This window comes from Streptomyces tremellae (assembly GCF_039540215.1).
In the GTDB taxonomy this organism is placed as follows: Bacteria; Actinomycetota; Actinomycetes; order Streptomycetales; family Streptomycetaceae; genus Streptomyces; species Streptomyces tremellae.
Map to the genome: position 1 here is coordinate 1 of NZ_BAABEP010000046.1, position 15,071 is coordinate 15,071.

Annotated in this window: 18 protein-coding genes; 2 read left to right on the plus strand and 16 right to left on the minus strand. The window is 71.8% G+C overall.

Features of this window, described 5'->3' with window-relative positions:
• The 16 genes from ABEA77_RS25030 to ABEA77_RS25105 form a co-directional block, all read right to left on the minus strand.
• Window positions 1-192: hypothetical protein (locus tag ABEA77_RS25030; protein ID WP_345651846.1), on the minus strand; the 192-nt coding region annotated here is incomplete at its 3' end.
• Window positions 193-236: 44 nt separating this feature from the next.
• Window positions 237-1,154: a LysR family transcriptional regulator gene (locus ABEA77_RS25035; protein ID WP_345651848.1), complete on the minus strand. Its 918-nt coding sequence runs from the start codon at window positions 1,152-1,154 to the stop codon at window positions 237-239.
• Between the two features lie 304 nt (window positions 1,155-1,458).
• A complete protein-coding gene (locus ABEA77_RS25040) occupies window positions 1,459-2,325 on the minus strand; it encodes an alpha/beta fold hydrolase (RefSeq protein ID WP_345651851.1) in 867 nt (288 codons plus the stop codon).
• Window positions 2,326-2,396: 71 nt separating this feature from the next.
• Window positions 2,397-2,807 (minus strand): hypothetical protein, encoded by a 411-nt coding sequence (locus tag ABEA77_RS25045; protein ID WP_345651854.1) that lies wholly within the window; start codon window positions 2,805-2,807, stop codon window positions 2,397-2,399.
• Window positions 2,808-3,068: 261 nt separating this feature from the next.
• Window positions 3,069-3,266 (minus strand): hypothetical protein, encoded by a 198-nt coding sequence (locus ABEA77_RS25050; protein WP_345651857.1) that lies wholly within the window; start codon window positions 3,264-3,266, stop codon window positions 3,069-3,071.
• A 26-nt stretch (window positions 3,267-3,292) separates the two neighbouring features.
• The gene (locus ABEA77_RS25055) at window positions 3,293-4,012 is read right to left on the minus strand and encodes an ABC transporter substrate-binding protein (protein WP_345651859.1); all 720 of its coding nucleotides are present in this window, start codon (window positions 4,010-4,012) and stop codon (window positions 3,293-3,295) included.
• A 14-nt stretch (window positions 4,013-4,026) separates the two neighbouring features.
• Entirely contained in the window at window positions 4,027-4,668 is a 642-nt protein-coding gene (locus tag ABEA77_RS25060) for a 3-oxoacid CoA-transferase subunit B (protein WP_345651861.1), read from the minus strand.
• Entirely contained in the window at window positions 4,668-5,417 is a 750-nt protein-coding gene (locus tag ABEA77_RS25065) for a CoA transferase subunit A (protein WP_345651864.1), read from the minus strand. The genes ABEA77_RS25060 and ABEA77_RS25065 overlap by 1 nt, the downstream gene beginning before the upstream one ends.
• Window positions 5,414-6,619, minus strand: coding sequence for a fumarylacetoacetase (gene fahA, locus ABEA77_RS25070; protein WP_345651867.1), 1,206 nt, complete (start codon window positions 6,617-6,619; stop codon window positions 5,414-5,416). The genes ABEA77_RS25065 and fahA overlap by 4 nt, the downstream gene beginning before the upstream one ends.
• A 16-nt stretch (window positions 6,620-6,635) precedes the next feature.
• Window positions 6,636-7,487 carry a hypothetical protein gene (locus ABEA77_RS25075; RefSeq protein WP_345651870.1) on the minus strand — a complete coding sequence of 284 codons (852 nt, stop codon included), beginning with the start codon at window positions 7,485-7,487 and terminating at the stop codon, window positions 6,636-6,638.
• The gene (locus tag ABEA77_RS25080) at window positions 7,484-8,686 is read right to left on the minus strand and encodes a homogentisate 1,2-dioxygenase (protein ID WP_345651873.1); all 1,203 of its coding nucleotides are present in this window, start codon (window positions 8,684-8,686) and stop codon (window positions 7,484-7,486) included. The genes ABEA77_RS25075 and ABEA77_RS25080 overlap by 4 nt, the downstream gene beginning before the upstream one ends.
• Before the next feature lie 24 nt (window positions 8,687-8,710).
• Window positions 8,711-10,060 (minus strand): MFS transporter, encoded by a 1,350-nt coding sequence (locus ABEA77_RS25085; RefSeq protein ID WP_345651875.1) that lies wholly within the window; start codon window positions 10,058-10,060, stop codon window positions 8,711-8,713.
• 30 nt (window positions 10,061-10,090) lie between these two features.
• Complete coding sequence (locus tag ABEA77_RS25090) at window positions 10,091-11,512, minus strand: FAD-dependent oxidoreductase (protein WP_345651878.1); 1,422 nt, start codon at window positions 11,510-11,512, stop codon at window positions 10,091-10,093.
• Window positions 11,512-12,324: an SDR family NAD(P)-dependent oxidoreductase gene (locus ABEA77_RS25095; protein ID WP_345651881.1), complete on the minus strand. Its 813-nt coding sequence runs from the start codon at window positions 12,322-12,324 to the stop codon at window positions 11,512-11,514. The genes ABEA77_RS25090 and ABEA77_RS25095 overlap by 1 nt, the downstream gene beginning before the upstream one ends.
• The gene (locus ABEA77_RS25100) at window positions 12,317-13,168 is read right to left on the minus strand and encodes an SDR family NAD(P)-dependent oxidoreductase (protein ID WP_345651884.1); all 852 of its coding nucleotides are present in this window, start codon (window positions 13,166-13,168) and stop codon (window positions 12,317-12,319) included. The genes ABEA77_RS25095 and ABEA77_RS25100 overlap by 8 nt, the downstream gene beginning before the upstream one ends.
• Before the next feature lie 58 nt (window positions 13,169-13,226).
• A complete protein-coding gene (locus ABEA77_RS25105) occupies window positions 13,227-13,637 on the minus strand; it encodes a nuclear transport factor 2 family protein (RefSeq protein WP_345651886.1) in 411 nt (136 codons plus the stop codon).
• A gap of 206 nt (window positions 13,638-13,843) precedes the next feature.
• On the opposite strand from ABEA77_RS25105, the gene ABEA77_RS25110 reads away from it, so the two are divergent.
• Window positions 13,844-14,512, plus strand: coding sequence for an IclR family transcriptional regulator (locus tag ABEA77_RS25110; protein ID WP_345651889.1), 669 nt, complete (start codon window positions 13,844-13,846; stop codon window positions 14,510-14,512).
• A 333-nt stretch (window positions 14,513-14,845) separates the two neighbouring features.
• Window positions 14,846-15,007, plus strand: a complete 162-nt coding sequence (locus ABEA77_RS25115) for a hypothetical protein (RefSeq protein WP_345651892.1) — start codon at window positions 14,846-14,848, stop codon at window positions 15,005-15,007.
• Window positions 15,008-15,071 lie beyond the last annotated feature (64 nt).

Genomic DNA, 15,071 nt, shown 5'->3' on the forward strand with positions numbered 1-15,071 from the left:
CCCGGCCCCTACCCGGCCGAGGCGGACGGAGTATTCCGGCGCGCAGCGAGCCGCGAGCGCCGGGCGCCGGCAGCCGATGCCCAGCACCGCCACGGTCCGCAGCCGGCGCTCCGGCCCCTGCGGGAGGGCCGCCGCCAGGTCGGCGTTGCTTGCCCCGGCCCCTCCCCCCAGGCCGTGGACGATGACGGGCACGGTGATGGGCTGCTCGCCCTGTGCCGCCGTACTCGCGGCGCATGTCAGTGCTGAGAAGAACGCGGCCGGTCCGCCGCGCGGGCACCGAGGACGCCGCGGGCCGACGCGACGAGGTCGTTCACCAGAGGCGCGGCCGTGTCCCGCCGCCATGCCAGCACGACGGTACTGCCGGACAGGTCGTCGACAGGAACGAAGGCGAGCCCGGGGCGCGCGTAGTACCTCTGCGAGGACGATTGCGTGAAAGCGATCCCCCGGCCCGTCAGCACGGCTTCCAGGCATTCGTCGACCGTCGACACCTCGGCTCCCACGCGAACCGGGTGTCCGTACCGGTGATCGACGCCGAGCCAGAAGTCACGCCACTCCTGGGGCGCGCGGCGCGCGACGAACGCCTCGTCGAGCACCATCTCCACGGACACGGCGGGGCGTTGGGCCAGCGGGTGGCGCTCCGACAGGATGAGAACCCGCTCCTCGTGGAGGAGGGGGAGACAGTCGACGTGGGCGTCGGGCCGCAGAGGCGGCCGGACGAAAGCGGCGTCGACGTCTCCTGACGCGAGCCCCGCCAGCGGATCGGCGAAAGCGTACTGGCGCATGCGGACATCGACATGCGGATGCCGGCGGCTGAATTCCTCGACGACCGCGGGGGTGAGTTCTGCTGCCGCGTTCGCGACGAATCCGATGTCGAGACGGCCCGATCCGCGGGCGATGTTGCGCGCCACAGCCACGGTGTGATCCGCCGCCGCGAGTGTTCTGCGGGCCTCTTCGAGGACGGCCTCGCCGGCCGACGTCAGCTCTACATGCCTGCTGTCCCGCAGGAACACGTCGACGCCGAGGAGTCGTTCCAGTTTGCGAATCTGAACACTGAGAGCGGGCTGCGATATATGCAGCTTGTCGGCCGCCCGCCCAAAGTGCAGGTCTTCGGCAACGGCGACGAAGTACCTCAGAGAACGCAGCTCCAACTCCATGAGCCGGATCCTACAGCCGCGGAACCCCTCGGCCCAGATGCGCGTATCTCCCGCTGGGCACCGTGGATTGGCACCTGCTATATCGCCGAATCGCCCACCGCTCGGGAATCGATGGGGCGGAGGTGTGGACCGCATCGACAGAGGGAAATTCCGTCCAGCCTCCGGTGGGAACGCACATGCGGGCATGGACGGAGCGAACTGATGGGGCGGTGCCGGCCCGCCGCTCCTCGCGGCGGGCCGGCACCGGCCGGCTGCGCACGGCCTCTGACGGCCCGGTCAGGGCTGCCGCGCGGCCGGGAGACGGTCAGGCGGCGGAGCCCTTCACCGCCTGGAGCCGCTCAAGGGCCTCCAACAGGTGGACGCGGAAGCGGTCGTGGTTCTCGCTCATCGGGAAGTGGCCGATCTCGGGCATCTTGATGAACGACCCGTTCGTGATCTCGGACGCGGTCCTCGCGCTGTCCTCGGGAGTGGTGAGGTAGTCGTACTCTCCCGTCATCATCACCACGGGGCAGCGCGTACCGTCGATCTCGCCCAGCCGGCCCCGCAGATCGTGGTCGACGGAGTAGAAGTGCAGATCGCCCTTGAACGCCTCCGAACCCTGGGAGTAGTAGAACCAGGTCTTCCACCGGTCCGACTCGGGCGACTGCGGGGCCATGAGGTCCCAGGTGCCGCTCGCGCACACCTGCGCGGCGTTCGCGTGCGGGTGCTGCCACCAGTCCAGGTAGAAGCCGGGAGAGTAGTCGGCGCCCTCCACACAGAGCACTCCGGCGAACCGCTCCGGGTGGCGCAGCGCCAGTTGCAGAGCGACGTTGCCGCCGAACGACGAGCCGATGAAGATGGGGTCGTCCAGCTCCAGGGCGTCGCAGAGCGCCACGATGAAGTTGACGAAGTGGTCCGCGGTGAGCTTGTACTCCTCCTTCCACCACTCCGTGTTCTCCGGCGGGTCCGACTTGCCGTGGCGGGGGAGGTCGTAGGCGATCACACGGTAGTTCGCGGTGATCTCCTCGTCCTCCAGGAGCCCGCGCCACTGGTGGTTGTGGCACCCGGCCGTGTGCTGCGCGACCAGGGGCTGCCCGGTGCCGTTCTCAAGGTAGAAGACCTTGTATGCGAGGCCGTCCACCTCGATGGTGACGTAGCGTCCTGTGACCGGGGAGATCTTGCTGTTGCTCATGCTTGTGCTTCCTTCTGGCTGGGCGAGGCCCCGCGGAGGGCCGAGGTCGGTCCGTGCGGTCCTGCGGGGGGTCAGACCGGGGAACCGATGGCGCGCAGCAGTTCGATCTGCCGGGTGACGCAGCGCAGGTTCTGCATCAGGACGAGCACGTCGCCTTCGAGGCGCATGTCGCGCTGGAAAGAAGCGGCCCAGATACCGTGGTACATCGGTGCGGGAACCTCGGCCCCGAAACCGCGCCACGTCTCGGCACTGGCACGGATCGCGAACTGGTAGGGCTCGTCGAGGGGGCCCGGGTCGACGGCGACATTCGTCACCGTGCCCGACTCCGACTTGATGACGTAACTGCGCTCGCCCGCATCGAGAAGCCATGAGCACGAGAAGTACTTTCCGTGTGCCTGGATCTCCGGGTCCGAGTTGCTCGCTTCAGTGAAGGCGGTCGCCCATTCTTCAGCGGACCGGGCAGTCGTAGGCGCCGTTGTCATACGACACTTCCTCTCGTCTCGACCTCGTGGACCCACCCGCGTCACCCGGCTGACAAGCCCGTGGCGGGGCGGTGCCGAGTGCGGTCATTCGCTGGTGACCCTGGGATGGGCATCACCAGCAAATCCCTGATTCGGTCAGCCGTCCAATATCAGACACTCTCCGATCAATAACTCAACGCTATTGATCGGCCGAACGGCCGCACCGGCGCCGGTATTCCACGAGCGCGCCTTCCGCCTGCGACGAACGGTCCGGGAACTGCCTCAGTCGCGCAGCGCCTTCGCGAACAGGGGTACGGTCCTGCCGAGGGCGTACCCGATGGACAGCGCGGAGTTGGCGGCGAACGCCTGGCAGATGTCCTGGTTGTCCAGAACGACGGAGTGGCCCCTCCGCACGGCGGGGACGGTCTGGAAGAGCTTGTCCCCGGGGATCTTCTCCGGGCCGACGCCGACCGGTGCCATGACGACGAGGTCGGCGTCGGGCAGGTTCAGATTCTCGCGCGAGACCGCGAGACGTTGATGAGGAAGGTGCTGCTCCCCGCCTTGGCCCCGACGTTGGGGTTGTTCGTGAAGCCGGGCCTCTCGGCGAACGAGATCCGGCTGTCGCCCTTGACGCAGGCGCCGTACCCGTCACCGCTGGGCGCGCCGACCGAGATCGTCTCCCCCTCGGACTCGGGGCGCGCCTTCGCTGCCGCGACGAACTTCTTGTCGACGCCCGCGATCAGCCTGCTGCCCGCCCCCTTCTTCCCGAGGGCGGCGGCGATCATCCGGATCTGCTCCTGCCACGAGGTCTTGTACGCGTCTTGGCCCTTCGGCACGTCAACGGTGGGAGCGATCCTGCTGAGGGTCCGGTACGGCTTGGCGTCTCCGCTCGACGCGGTGTCCAGGATGAGGTCGGGCCTGAGGGCCGCGATCTTCCCCCGACTGGGCTCCAGGGTCCCGATGATCCCGGGCTTCTTCTTGTACGGGCCCTTGGCCCAGGGGCCCACACCGTCGCCGCCGGAGGCCAGCCAGTCACTGGCGCCGACCGGCTGTGCGCCCAGGTCCTGCGCGGGCTCCGCGTCACCCCGCCCCAGCGCGAGGATCCTGGCCGGCTTCTTGTCGACGGTGAGGGCGTCGTCCTCGACGCGGACCCCTCTTCTCTTCCCGCACCCGTCGACAGCGCCTTGCGCGGCGCCTCCCTGCGCTGACGAGTATCCCCAGGTCACGGTCGGGGCTGCCTTCAGGGGGCGGGGGGAGCGGCGACCTCCGCGTCGGTGGCGGCGCGTACCTCGTCGAGGGTGACGCCGGGGGCGAGTTCGACCACGGTCAGGCGGGGCGGGGTGATGTCGAAGACGCCGAGGCCGGTGATGACGCGGTCCACGCACGCCGTCCCGGTCAGCGGCAGGGTGCAGGCGCGCACGATCTTCGGGCTGCCGTCCTTGGCGGTGTGGTCCATCAGGACGATGACCTGCCGGGCGCCGTGGACCAGGTCCATCGCCCCGCCCATGCCCTTGATCATCTTGCCGGGGACGGTCCAGTTGGCGAGGTCGCCGCCGGTCGAGACCTGGAGGCCGCCGAGGATCGCGGTGTCCAGGTGGCCTCCGCGGATCATGCCGAAGGAGAGCGCGGAGTCGAAGAAGGAGGCGCCCGGTGCCAGGGTCACGGTCTCCTTGCCGGCGTTGATGAGGTCGGGGTCGACCTCGTCGGGGCGGGGGTAGGGACCGACGCCGAGGATGCCGTTCTCCGAGTGCAGGACGACGTCGACGCCGTCCGGGAGGTGATTGGGCACCAGCGTGGGAAGTCCGATGCCGAGGTTGACGTAGGAGCCGTCGGTCAGCTCCGCCGCCGCGCGCGCGGCCATGTCGTCGCGGTTCCAGGGCATCAGCGCACCGTCGCCTTCTCGATGGACCTGTCGGCGGCCTGCTCGGCGGTGAGCGGCACCACGCGCTGCACGAAGACGCCCGGCAGGTGCACCTCGTCGGGGCGCAGGGCGCCGTCCACCAGCTGCTCGACCTCGGCCACGGCGACCGTTGCGGCCATCGCCGCGAGCGGGTTGAAGTTGCGGGCCGAGCGGTGGAAGACGAGGTTGCCGTACCGGTCCCCGCGCGCGGCCCTGACCAGGGCGAAGTCGGTGGTGACCGACTCCTCCAGCACATAGGTGCGGCCTCGGAACTCGCGCTGCTCGCGGGCCGGGGAGGCCACCTCCACGGCGCCGTCGGCCGTGTACTTCCACGGCAGTCCGCCGTCCGCGACCTGGGTGCCGACGCCCGCCGGGGTGTAGAACGCGGGTATGCCGCAGCCGCCGGCGCGCAGCCGCTCGGACAGGGTGCCCTGCGGGATCAGCTCCACCTCCAGCTCGCCGCCGAGGTACTGGCGCGCGAACTCCTTGTTCTCACCGACGTACGAGGCCGTGACGCGGCTGATCCGGCCGTCGGCCAGCAGCACGCCGAGTCCGTGGCCGTCGGTGCCGCAGTTGTTGGACACCACCTTCAGCTCCCCGACGCCGCGCGCGTGCAGGGCGTCCAGAAGGACCGTCGGGATGCCGCACAGGCCGAAGCCGCCGACCGCGAGCGAGGCCCCGTCACCGATGTCGGCCACGGCCTCGCCGGCACTGGCGATCACCTTGTTCACGCGTCCTCCCGCCCGGCGACGATCCGGCCGCGGACCTCGCCGAAGCCGATCCGGGTGCCGTCGGGTCCGGGGGCGGTCGCCGTGATGGCGACCTCGTCGCCGTCCTCCAGGAAGGTCCGGACGGTGCCGTCGGCCAGCTTCAGCGGGTCCTGCCCGTTCCAGGTCAGCTCCATCAGGCAGCCGCGCTCGTCCGCGCCGGGACCGCTGACCGTGCCGGAGGCGTAGAAGTCGCCGGTGCGCAGGGAGGCGCCGTTCACGGTCAGGTGGGCCAGCATCTGGGCGGGCGTCCAGTACATGGAGGTGAACGAGGGACGGGCGACGACCTCGCCGTTGAGCCGCACCTCCAGGGCCAGGTCGAGGCCCCAGTCCTCGCTCTCGCGCAGGTAGGGCCGAAGCTCCTCGGCGCGCTCGGGCGGGGCGGTGCGCGCGGCGTCCAGCGCGTCGAGCGGCACGACCCACGGGGAGACGGACGTCGCGAACGACTTGGCGAGGAACGGGCCGAGCGGCACGTACTCCCACGCCTGGAGGTCCCGCGCGCTCCAGTCGTTGACCAGGCACACGCCGAAGACGTGCTCGGCGAAGTCGTCGACGCCGACCCGGGTGCCCTGCGCGGACGGGGTGCCGACGACGAAGCCGACCTCGGCCTCGATGTCGAGGCGCCGGGTCGGCCCGAAGGGCGGCGCGCCGCCGTCGGCGGGGCGGGTCTGGCCCCACGGCCGGACGACGTCCGTGCCGGAGACGACCAGTGTGCCGGCCCGGCCGTGGTAGCCGATCGGCAGGTGCTTCCACTGCGGGGTCAGCGGGTCCTGGCCAGGGCGCAGCATCCGGCCGATGTTCGCGGCGTGGTGCTCTGAGGCGTAGAAGTCGACGTAGTCGGCGGGCTCGAACGGCATCAGCAGCCGCACAGACCCGGCGGGGTGCAGCGCCGGCTCCACGGCCTCGCGGCGCGCGGGGTCGGTGAGCAGTCCGGTGATCTGGGCGCGGACCGACCGCCAGCGGGCGCGGCCCTGCGCGAGGAAGGCGTTGAGGGAGGGCCCGGCGAACGTTCCGTCGTCCAGGGCCCTGGCCAGGTCCAGGACGTGGTCGCCGATGGCGACGCCGACCCGGGGCGCGCCGCCCTCGGGGGCGAACACACCGTAGGGGAGGGCGTGCGGGGTGAAGGGGGAGCCCTCGGGCACCGGGACCCAGCAGGGGGAGGTCATCGCGGAAGCAGTCCTTTCAGGCGGCGCCGAGGAGGGTGCGGGCCTCGGACACCGGTGTACGGGTGGAGCATGAGCCGTAGGAGACGAACAGGGTGCGGGCGGCGGCCACGGCCGGTGCGGGCACCGCGGCGAGACCGCGTGCCAGGTCGTCGGCCGAGGTGGTCTCCAGCGCGTGCAGCACGGGCGCCATGGCGCCGGGGCCGGCGGCGGCGAGCGCGGAGGCCAGCAGGAGATTGAGGTAGCCGTGGTGGGTGAAGCCGGTCTGCCCGGCCCGATGGCGCACCGCGTGGTGCAGGCCCGCGGTCGCCTTGAACGGGACGCCGGCGCGCGCGCACGCCGTGACGAAGTGTGCGACCTCGGCGGGGGAGGGGAACTGCTCGGCCCGCAAGCCTCCGCAGCGCAGCTTGGCGCCCACCCCCGCGGTGCCCTGCACCGCGGCCAGCAGGGCGTCGACGCCGCGGGGTGCGGCCGGTTCGAGGAACACCGGCACCCCGGCGTCCGCGGTGGCGGCGAGCACGGCGGGGACCGCCCTGGCAGGGTCGGTGCCGAACACGGTCAGTGGCGCCTCGACAAGCGCCGTCTCCAGGCGCTCGTCGTCGGCGACTGCCGCCAGCGCGGCGCGCAGGCGCTCGCCCGCGTCGCCGGGACCGGCCGCGTCGGCGATCAGGCCGAGCCGCAGCCGATCCGCCGACCCCAGTTCGGCGCGGAGCCCGTCCAGCCGTCCGACCGGGACGAGGAACCTGAGGGTGTGCATCGGGTGTCCGGCGGTCTGGTCACGGCGGTGCCGCGCCACTGCCTCCGCGACCGGCAGGGCGGTCGGCGGGAACAGGCCGGCATCGTCGACGAGATGGGCGAGCAGCGCGTTCACGCGGCCGGCCCCCGGCCCGCCCAGGTCCAGGCATAGCCCGGGTCCTCCGCGGCGAGCGCGCCCTCGCCCAGCTCCAGCGGCCGGAACGTGTCGACCATGACGGCGAGCTCGTCGAAGAACTCCGCGCCGATGGACCGCTCGTAGGCACCGGGCTGCGGGCCGTGCGCGTGCCCGCCCGGGTGCAGCGACACCGAGCCCTGCCCGATCCCGGAGCCCTTGCGCGCCTCGTAGTCGCCGCCGCAGTAGAACATCACCTCGTCGCTGTCGACGTTGGAGTGGTAGTAGGGCACGGGAATGGCCAGCGGGTGGTAGTCGACCTTGCGGGGGACGAAGTTGCAGATCACGAAGTTGTCGCCCTCGAAGACCTGGTGCGCGGGCGGCGGCTGGTGCACCCGCCCGGTCAGCGGCTCGAAGTCGTGCACGCTGAAGGTGTACGGGTAGAGACAGCCGTCCCAGCCCACCACGTCGAGGGGGTGAGTGGCCTGCGTGAACACGGTGCCGAGCACCTCACCGCGCGGTCCGCGGTGTTTGACGTACACCTCGACGTCGGTGCCGGTGGCCAGCAGCGGCTCGGCGGGGCCGTGCAGGTCGCGTTCGCAGAACGGGGCGTGTTCGAGCAGCTGCCCGTTGCGGGAGAGGTAGCGGCGGGCCGGGGAGATGTGCGAGTTGGCCTCCACGCAGTACAGGCGCAGCGGCGCGTCCCCCTCGGGCAGCCAGCGGTGCGTGGTGGCCCGGGGCAGCAGCACGTAGTCGCCGGCGCGGGCGGTCAGCGCCCCGAACACGGTCTCGACGGTGGCCTCGCCGGCCTCCACGTACACGCACTCGTCGCCGATGCCGTTGCGGTAGAAGGCCGAGGCCGCGCCCACGACGGCGTAGGAGATGCGTACGTCGCCGTTGCCGAGCAGCAGGCGCCGCCCGGTGACCGCGTCCGCGGCGCGCCAGCCGTCCCCGGAGAAGAGGTCGTGCAGCTTCAGGTGCCGCGGCTTGAGCGGGTGGTTGGCGGCCGTCTCCTGGCCCGGCAGGTCCCAGGGGCGGGAGCCGGTGATCGCCGACGGGATCTCGCGGTGGTAGAGCAGCGAGGAGTCGGAGGAGAACCCCTCCTCGCCCATCAGCTCCTCGAAACGCAGCCTGCCGTTCGTATCCCGGTGCTGGGTGTGCCGTTTGGGCGGGATGTCGCCCACGCTGCGGTAGTAGGGCATCGCTGGTGTGCTCCTTGCTGTCGGTCAGACGCCTGCCGCGGTGGGCAGGGCGGAGGCGTCGTCGGTGTGCGGGGCCCGGGGCGCTTTGAGGAAGGCCAGCATCACGGCGCACACCACCAGGCAGGCGATGGGGAAGTACAGGCCGACGGTGACGTCGTCGGCCGTGGCGTTCTCGCCGATGATGTAGGGGCTGAAGAACCCGCCGAGCGCGGCGATGGAGTTGATGCCGGCCAGTCCCACGGCGGCCTGCTCCCGCGGCAGCACCTGTGCCGCCAGGGCCCAGTACGGCGCCATGTAACCGAGCACGCCGATCGCCACCAGAGACAGGCACACCATGGCGGGTACCGGGTCGTGCCGGAAGGCGATGGTGCCGCCGAGACCGAGCGCGCCGAGCAGCATCAAGCCCATGACGTGGTAGCGGCGCTCGCCGGTGCGGTCCGAGTTGCGCGCCACCAGCAGCATGCCGACCGCACCCACCAGGTAGGGAACGGCCCCGAGCAGGCCGATGTTGGTGGCCGAGTAGGACGGGTCCAACTGCTGCACGATCTTCGGCAGGAAGAAGGAGAATCCGTACAGACCGCACGCGGCGAAGAAGTTGGCGGCGGCCATGTACAGCACCTTGCCGTTCTTCAGGGCGCGCAGCTGGTCGCGCGCGGTCTCCCCGCGGGCGGCTGTGCCCGGATGCTCCCGGTCGAGTTCCGCCTGGAGCCAGCGGCTCTCCGCGGGGGTGAGGAACGCGGCGTCTGCGGGCCGGTCGGGCAACCAGAGGAGGGTGACCAGGCCGATGAGGATCGCGGGCGCGCCTTGCAGGATGAAGATCCAGCGCCAGCCGTCCATGTCGAACCAGTGGACGTGGTCGAGGATCCAGCCGCCGGTCATGCTGCCCAGGATCATGGCGACAGGCTGGGCCAGCGCCAGCATGGCGATGGCCCGGCCGCGCTCCTTGCCCCGGTACCAGAACGTCAGGTACAGCAGCAGACCGGGGAAGAGACCCGCCTCGGCGACGCCCAGCGCGATGCGCGCCAGGTAGAGGTGGGTGACGCTGTGGACGAGGCCGGTGACAGCGGTCACCAGCCCCCAGCTGATGGCGATCCGGGCCAGCCACAGCCGGGCCCCGACCTTCTTCAGCATCATGTTGCTGGGAATCTCGAAGACCACGTAGGCGAGGAAGAAGATGGCGGCGACCGCGCCGAACGTGGCCGTCGTGACGCCCAGTTCCTTCTCCATGCCGAGTTGGGCGTAGCTGACGTTGGACCGGTCCATGTAGTTGAACACGTACAACAGGCCCACGATGGGGAAGATCCGGTAGGTGACTTTTCTGGTGACTCTGCTGCCCAGGGCGGCGGTGTCCTCGGCGTTGAGGTGCGCTCCCATGACGGCTCCTGAAGGGGGAGGGTGAAAAGGTCAGTTGCGGCGGGCCGCGGTGCGGCCGGCGATGCGCCCCATGGTGAGGGCGTTGGCGATGGCGTTGCCCCCGCCGACGTAGCGCATGCCGAGCACGCCGCCGCCGGCCTCGCCCGCCGCGTACAGGCCGGGTACGGCGGTGCCGGCGGCGTCGAGCACGGCGGCGCGCTGGTCGATCTCCAGCCCGGTGTGTGTGCACACCAGCTCGGCGGGGAGGAGGCGGGCCGCGTAGAACGGAGCGACGGCGATCGGGTCGGGCGGCTGCGGCGAACCCTTGGCGGCGAGGGAGTCCTCGCGTCGGAAGCCGGGGTCCTCGCCGGTCGTGGCGAGTGTGCCGTTCCAGCGGGTGACGGTGGCGGTCAGGGCGTGGGCCGGGACGTCCATGGCGGCGGCAAGACCGGCCACGGTGCCGCTGCTGAGCAGGCGTCCGGCGCGGACCTCCTCGGCGATCCGCTCGGGTGTCCAGTCCGCGTACCCGGTGGGCAGTTCCAGCCGGGCCTTCTCGTCGAACACCGCCCACACAGGGCCGTCCTGGGCGAGGATGATGCCGCCGGAGACGGCGTAGGAGGCGTCTTCGTCCATGAAGCGGCGCCCGGCGCCGTTCACGTACACGCGGGACTTGGGCGGGAAGCCGGCCTGCCAGTGGTGGTACCGCTGGAAGTAGGCGGTCGGCAGCATCAGGCCCCAGCCGTGCCCGGTGAGCGCGGCGCCGGTCTGCTCCGCGAACGCCAGGTGGTCGCCGCGGCTGCCGGGTGCCGCGACCACGAACAGCGAGTCGCCCGCGGCGCGCGCCTCCGGGTAGTACCGGTCCAGCAGATCGGGCTGCTGCGCGAAGCCGCCGCTGGCGACGACCACAGCGCCGGCCCGGACCTCGACGCCGTCGGCGACCACGCCGACGACCCTGCCCTCCTCGACCAGCAGCCGCTCCACGCGGGTGTTGAGTACGGCCTCCACGCCGTGCCCGCGCCGGGCCCGGTCCAGGACCTGCACCAGGCCGTAGCCCTGGTCGCGGGGGACGTGGCCGCGCCAGACGTCCTCCACGCCGGCCCGGCACAGGCCCGGGGTGTGCGCGTCGGGCGACACCGTGGCCGGCACGTCAAGGCCGAGGCCCAGCAGCCACTCCAGGGTCGGCCCCGCGGCGGCGCAGAACGCCCGGATCAGACCGGGCCCGAGGCGCCACTGGTTGAGGTCCATGTAGTGCTGGTAGTGCCGCTCGGCGGTGTCCTCGATCCCCAGGCCGCGCTGCACGCTGGTGCCGGCGGCCGTGAACATGCCCGCGGACAGCTGCGTGGAACCGCCCAGTTCGCGTTCGGACTCGAACAGCACGACCTGGCGGCCGAGTTCGGCGGCGCTGACCGCGGCGGCCAGACCGGCACCGCCGCCGCCCACCACGATCACGTCGAGCGCGTCGAAGTCGGTCATCACAGTGCTCCTTCGGCGTCGTCGAGGATGCGGTGGTACAGGCCGTTGGAGACCAGGCCGCCGTCGAGGGTCACCTCGCTGCCGGTCATGTAGGAGCTGCGGTCCGAGAGCAGGAACAGCACCGCGTCGGTCACCTCGCGCACCTCGCCCAGCCGGCCGGCGGGGATACTGCGCCTCGCCGACTCCACGAACTCGTCGGAACCGGCGAGCAGGCCGGTGCCGACCAGCCCCGGATGCAGCGAGTTGACCCGGATGCCCCAGGCGGCCAGCTCACCGGCGGCCGACTTGGACAGCCCGGTCAGACCCCACTTGCTCGCCGAGTACGACGGTGAGAAGTAGCCGATCTGACCGCTGATGGAGGAGATGTTGACGACCGCACCGCCGCCGCTGTCCCGCATCAGCGGCGCGGCGGCCCGGATGCCGTGGAACGGGCCGTACAGGTTGATCTTGAGGACGCGGTCCCAGACCTCCTCGTCGGTGTCCATGAACCGCAGCCGCCGCGAGATCCCGGCGTTGTTCACCAGCCCGTCGAGTCGCCCTTCCGATCCCCGCAGGGCGCCGACGACACGGCGCCAGCCCGCGGGGTCGGTGACATCCAGTTCGTGCCCGGTGGCCCGGCCGCCCGCGGCGGTGATCTCCTCGACCACGGGCGCGCAGTCGGCCACGTCGGCGAGATGGACGTGGCTGCCGCGGCGGGCCAGCGCGCGGGCGTGCTCGGCCCCCATCCCGGCGGCGGCCCCGGTGACCAGGACGACCGACGGGTAGCGCACCTCCTCGCGGTGGCTTTCTGCGGCGGTGTGTTTCTCAGACATGGCGGGAACCGCCGTCGACGGCGATGCTGTGCCCGGTGACGTAGCGGGCGCTGTCGGAGAGCAGGAACAGCAGCACGCCCAGCACCTCCTGCGGTGAGCCGAGGCGGTGCAGCGGCACACTGTCCAGGGCGTGCCTGAGGGCGGTCGGGTCCTCCTGCACCCAGCGGGTCATCTCGGTGTCGATGTAGCCGGGCGCGATCGAGTTGACCCGGAGCCCCTTGTCGCCCAGCTCCACGGCGAGAGACTCGGTCAGGTGCGCCACCGAGGCCTTGGAGGCGCAGTACGCGCCGCGGCCCCTGCGCACCCGGACCGCGGAGACCGAGGACATGTTGACGATGGCGCCGCCGGGCCGCATGTGCCGGGCGGCGGCCTGCGAGCCGAACAGCACGCCTTCCACGTTGACCTTGAGCACCGCGTCGATCTGCTCGGGGGAAATGTCCGAGATGTACGCGAAGGGGAAGATGCCGGCGTTGTTGACCCAGTGGTCGAGGCCGGCGAACTCGGTGTGCGCCAGCCGGGCCAGCTCCTCGTGTCCGGCCGGGTCCGCCACGTCCACGGCGGCGGGGATGACCCGGCCCCTGGCGGTGCCCTCGGGGAGCGCGTCCTGTCGTGCGTTGACGGCCTCGGCGGTCGCCTTCATGGCGTCGAGGTCGATGTCGGCGGCGATCACGTTCACCCCGCGCAGCGCCAGGCCCTCGGCGAACACGGCGCCCATGCCGCGGGCGGCACCGGTGACGACGGCGGTGCTGCCGGCCAGTTCGGGATAGACGGCGGAGGGCGCCCGGCCCACCACCCGGCCGGGGCCTTCGGAGCCGGGGGCCTGTGGGTATGCGGTGTCGCTCATGGGTGTTTCCGTTCCTTCGTCGTTGAAGTGCCGTACTGGCGCGCCGCCGGGGGACTGCTCAGCGGCCGGGGGCGTCGTCCCGGCGGACGACGCGGGCGGCGATCCGCCAGCCCTCGCCGTCGGCGACGACCCGGTCGGCGAGGGTGGTGAACCGCTCGATGTGCGGTGCCCCGCCCCGGGGCGTGGCGACGATCTGGAGGTACGCCTCGACGCGCACCGCTCCGTCGTCGTCCGTGCCGGTCGCGGCCATGTTGGTGACCACGTGCCGACGTACCACGCCGTCGGCGGCGCAGCCCGCGGCGAACCGTTCGGCGAACCTGGTCAGGGCGGCGGTTCCGACCACCGGGGACGGATAGGTGGGCGAGTCGAAGGTGCCGTCCGCGGTGAAGGTGGCGGCCCACTCGGCGGCGCGGCCGCCGTCGATGAGGTGGCTCTGGAGGTGGTAGAGCTGCTGGATTCCGGCGTCCATGCGGGCGTCCCTTCGGCTCCTGGGTCCCGCGCCTTCGGCCGTCCTTGCGGCCGTGCGGGGAGCTTGCCGCACACCCGCGAGGTGTGCGATAATCGCACTCAGTGTGCGAATAATGGGAGCATAGGTAACGTGCTGGAAACCCGTCAAGGGATGGAACAGTGAACCCACCGCCACCGACCCGCTCGGCCCCCGAGTGGGATGCGGGCATGTCGAAGACGCTCCACCACGGGCTGCTGATCCTCAGAGTCCTGTCGGAACATCCGCAGGGGCTGACCGTCAGCGAACTGGGGGAGGCCGTCGGGGTGCACCGCACCGTCGCGCACCGCCTGGTGCGCACCCTGGAGGCGCACCAGTTGTGCCGCCGCGACCACCAGCGCCGGATCGTGCTCGGTACCGGCCTGGTCGCCTTGGCCGAGCCGGTCCAGCAGGACCTGCGCACCTTGGCCCGCCCGGTTCTGGAAGAACTCGCGGAGGCCACCGGCGCCACGGCGCACCTGATGGTCCGCGAGGGCGCCGCCGAGATGCGCGCGTTGATGGTGGTGGAGCCGCGCGGCGCGCTGGTCCATGTGTCTTTCCGGCCAGGCCAGGCCCACTCGATCGAGCGCGGCTCGGGCGGTCTGGCCCTGCTCGCCCACGGGCCGCGCAGGGAGGGGGAGCGCCCGGAGGTGACGGCCGCGCGCGCGAGCGGTTACGCGGTCACCATGGGGGAGGTGATCCCGGCAGTCACCGGCATCTCGGCGCCGGTCCCGCCGCGTGCGGGCGAGGCGACGACGAGCATCGGCATCTCGGTTTTCGACTCCGCGGGATTCGACGACCTGGGAACCGTGGTCGTCCGCGCCGCGATGCGGCTGGGAAAGATACTCAACGGCAGCTGAAGGGTGGTGCGGGACCCGCTCGACGCCGCTCTCGCACCGTGTTCGAGCAAGTGCGGCGGGGCGATGCCCCGTGCCGGGCGCCGCGGCGGCCCGTACGGGTCGCGGCGGCCGATCGGACACTCGGCGGCGCCGCCGGAGACCACGGAGCCGAGGCGGAGCGGGCTCCTGCTCCGGACCGCGCCCCACGGCTCACGGCCTCGTCCACTCCGGCCGCCTCGGCCTCGCCGACGACTCCGCCGCCACTCCCCGCGGTGTGGGCCGCCCCGTCTGCGAACGCCTCGACCGCTCCCGACGAGCCGCACCGCCCCGGACCGTCCGCCGCGCGGGCCCGCCATGAGTCCCGCGGTTCCGCGGGCGGTGTCCGCCCGGATCGTCCGTCCGGGCTGGGGTGTGGTGCGCCACCGCGTCGCTTTGGTCATGCCGGGCGAGGAGGAGCCGCTGTCGAACCGCTGCTTCACGCAGTTGTTCGCGCTCGTGTGGCAGAACGACCGCTGAGAGGTCGCGGCACTGCACAACGCGCGTCTGGTGCGGCTGGACACCGACTGATCGCGGCCGGCGG

What these genes read in the sequence shown, in the direction of transcription:
- ABEA77_RS25035 (WP_345651848.1), bottom strand. Translation starts at nt 1,154, where the DNA reads ATGGAGTTGGAGCTGCGTTCTCTGAGGTACTTCGTCGCCGTTGCCGAA.
- ABEA77_RS25040 (WP_345651851.1), bottom strand. Translation starts at nt 2,325, where the DNA reads ATGAGCAACAGCAAGATCTCCCCGGTCACAGGACGCTACGTCACCATC.
- ABEA77_RS25045 (WP_345651854.1), bottom strand. Translation starts at nt 2,807, where the DNA reads ATGACAACGGCGCCTACGACTGCCCGGTCCGCTGAAGAATGGGCGACC.
- ABEA77_RS25050 (WP_345651857.1), bottom strand. Translation starts at nt 3,266, where the DNA reads ATGGCACCGGTCGGCGTCGGCCCGGAGAAGATCCCCGGGGACAAGCTC.
- ABEA77_RS25060 (WP_345651861.1), bottom strand. Translation starts at nt 4,668, where the DNA reads ATGCCCTGGAACCGCGACGACATGGCCGCGCGCGCGGCGGCGGAGCTG.
- fahA (WP_345651867.1), bottom strand. Translation starts at nt 6,619, where the DNA reads ATGACCTCCCCCTGCTGGGTCCCGGTGCCCGAGGGCTCCCCCTTCACC.
- ABEA77_RS25080 (WP_345651873.1), bottom strand. Translation starts at nt 8,686, where the DNA reads ATGCCCTACTACCGCAGCGTGGGCGACATCCCGCCCAAACGGCACACC.
- ABEA77_RS25085 (WP_345651875.1), bottom strand. Translation starts at nt 10,060, where the DNA reads ATGGGAGCGCACCTCAACGCCGAGGACACCGCCGCCCTGGGCAGCAGA.
- ABEA77_RS25090 (WP_345651878.1), bottom strand. Translation starts at nt 11,512, where the DNA reads ATGACCGACTTCGACGCGCTCGACGTGATCGTGGTGGGCGGCGGCGGT.
- ABEA77_RS25095 (WP_345651881.1), bottom strand. Translation starts at nt 12,324, where the DNA reads ATGTCTGAGAAACACACCGCCGCAGAAAGCCACCGCGAGGAGGTGCGC.
- ABEA77_RS25100 (WP_345651884.1), bottom strand. Translation starts at nt 13,168, where the DNA reads ATGAGCGACACCGCATACCCACAGGCCCCCGGCTCCGAAGGCCCCGGC.
- ABEA77_RS25105 (WP_345651886.1), bottom strand. Translation starts at nt 13,637, where the DNA reads ATGGACGCCGGAATCCAGCAGCTCTACCACCTCCAGAGCCACCTCATC.
- ABEA77_RS25110 (WP_345651889.1), top strand. Translation starts at nt 13,844, where the DNA reads ATGTCGAAGACGCTCCACCACGGGCTGCTGATCCTCAGAGTCCTGTCG.
- ABEA77_RS25115 (WP_345651892.1), top strand. Translation starts at nt 14,846, where the DNA reads ATGAGTCCCGCGGTTCCGCGGGCGGTGTCCGCCCGGATCGTCCGTCCG.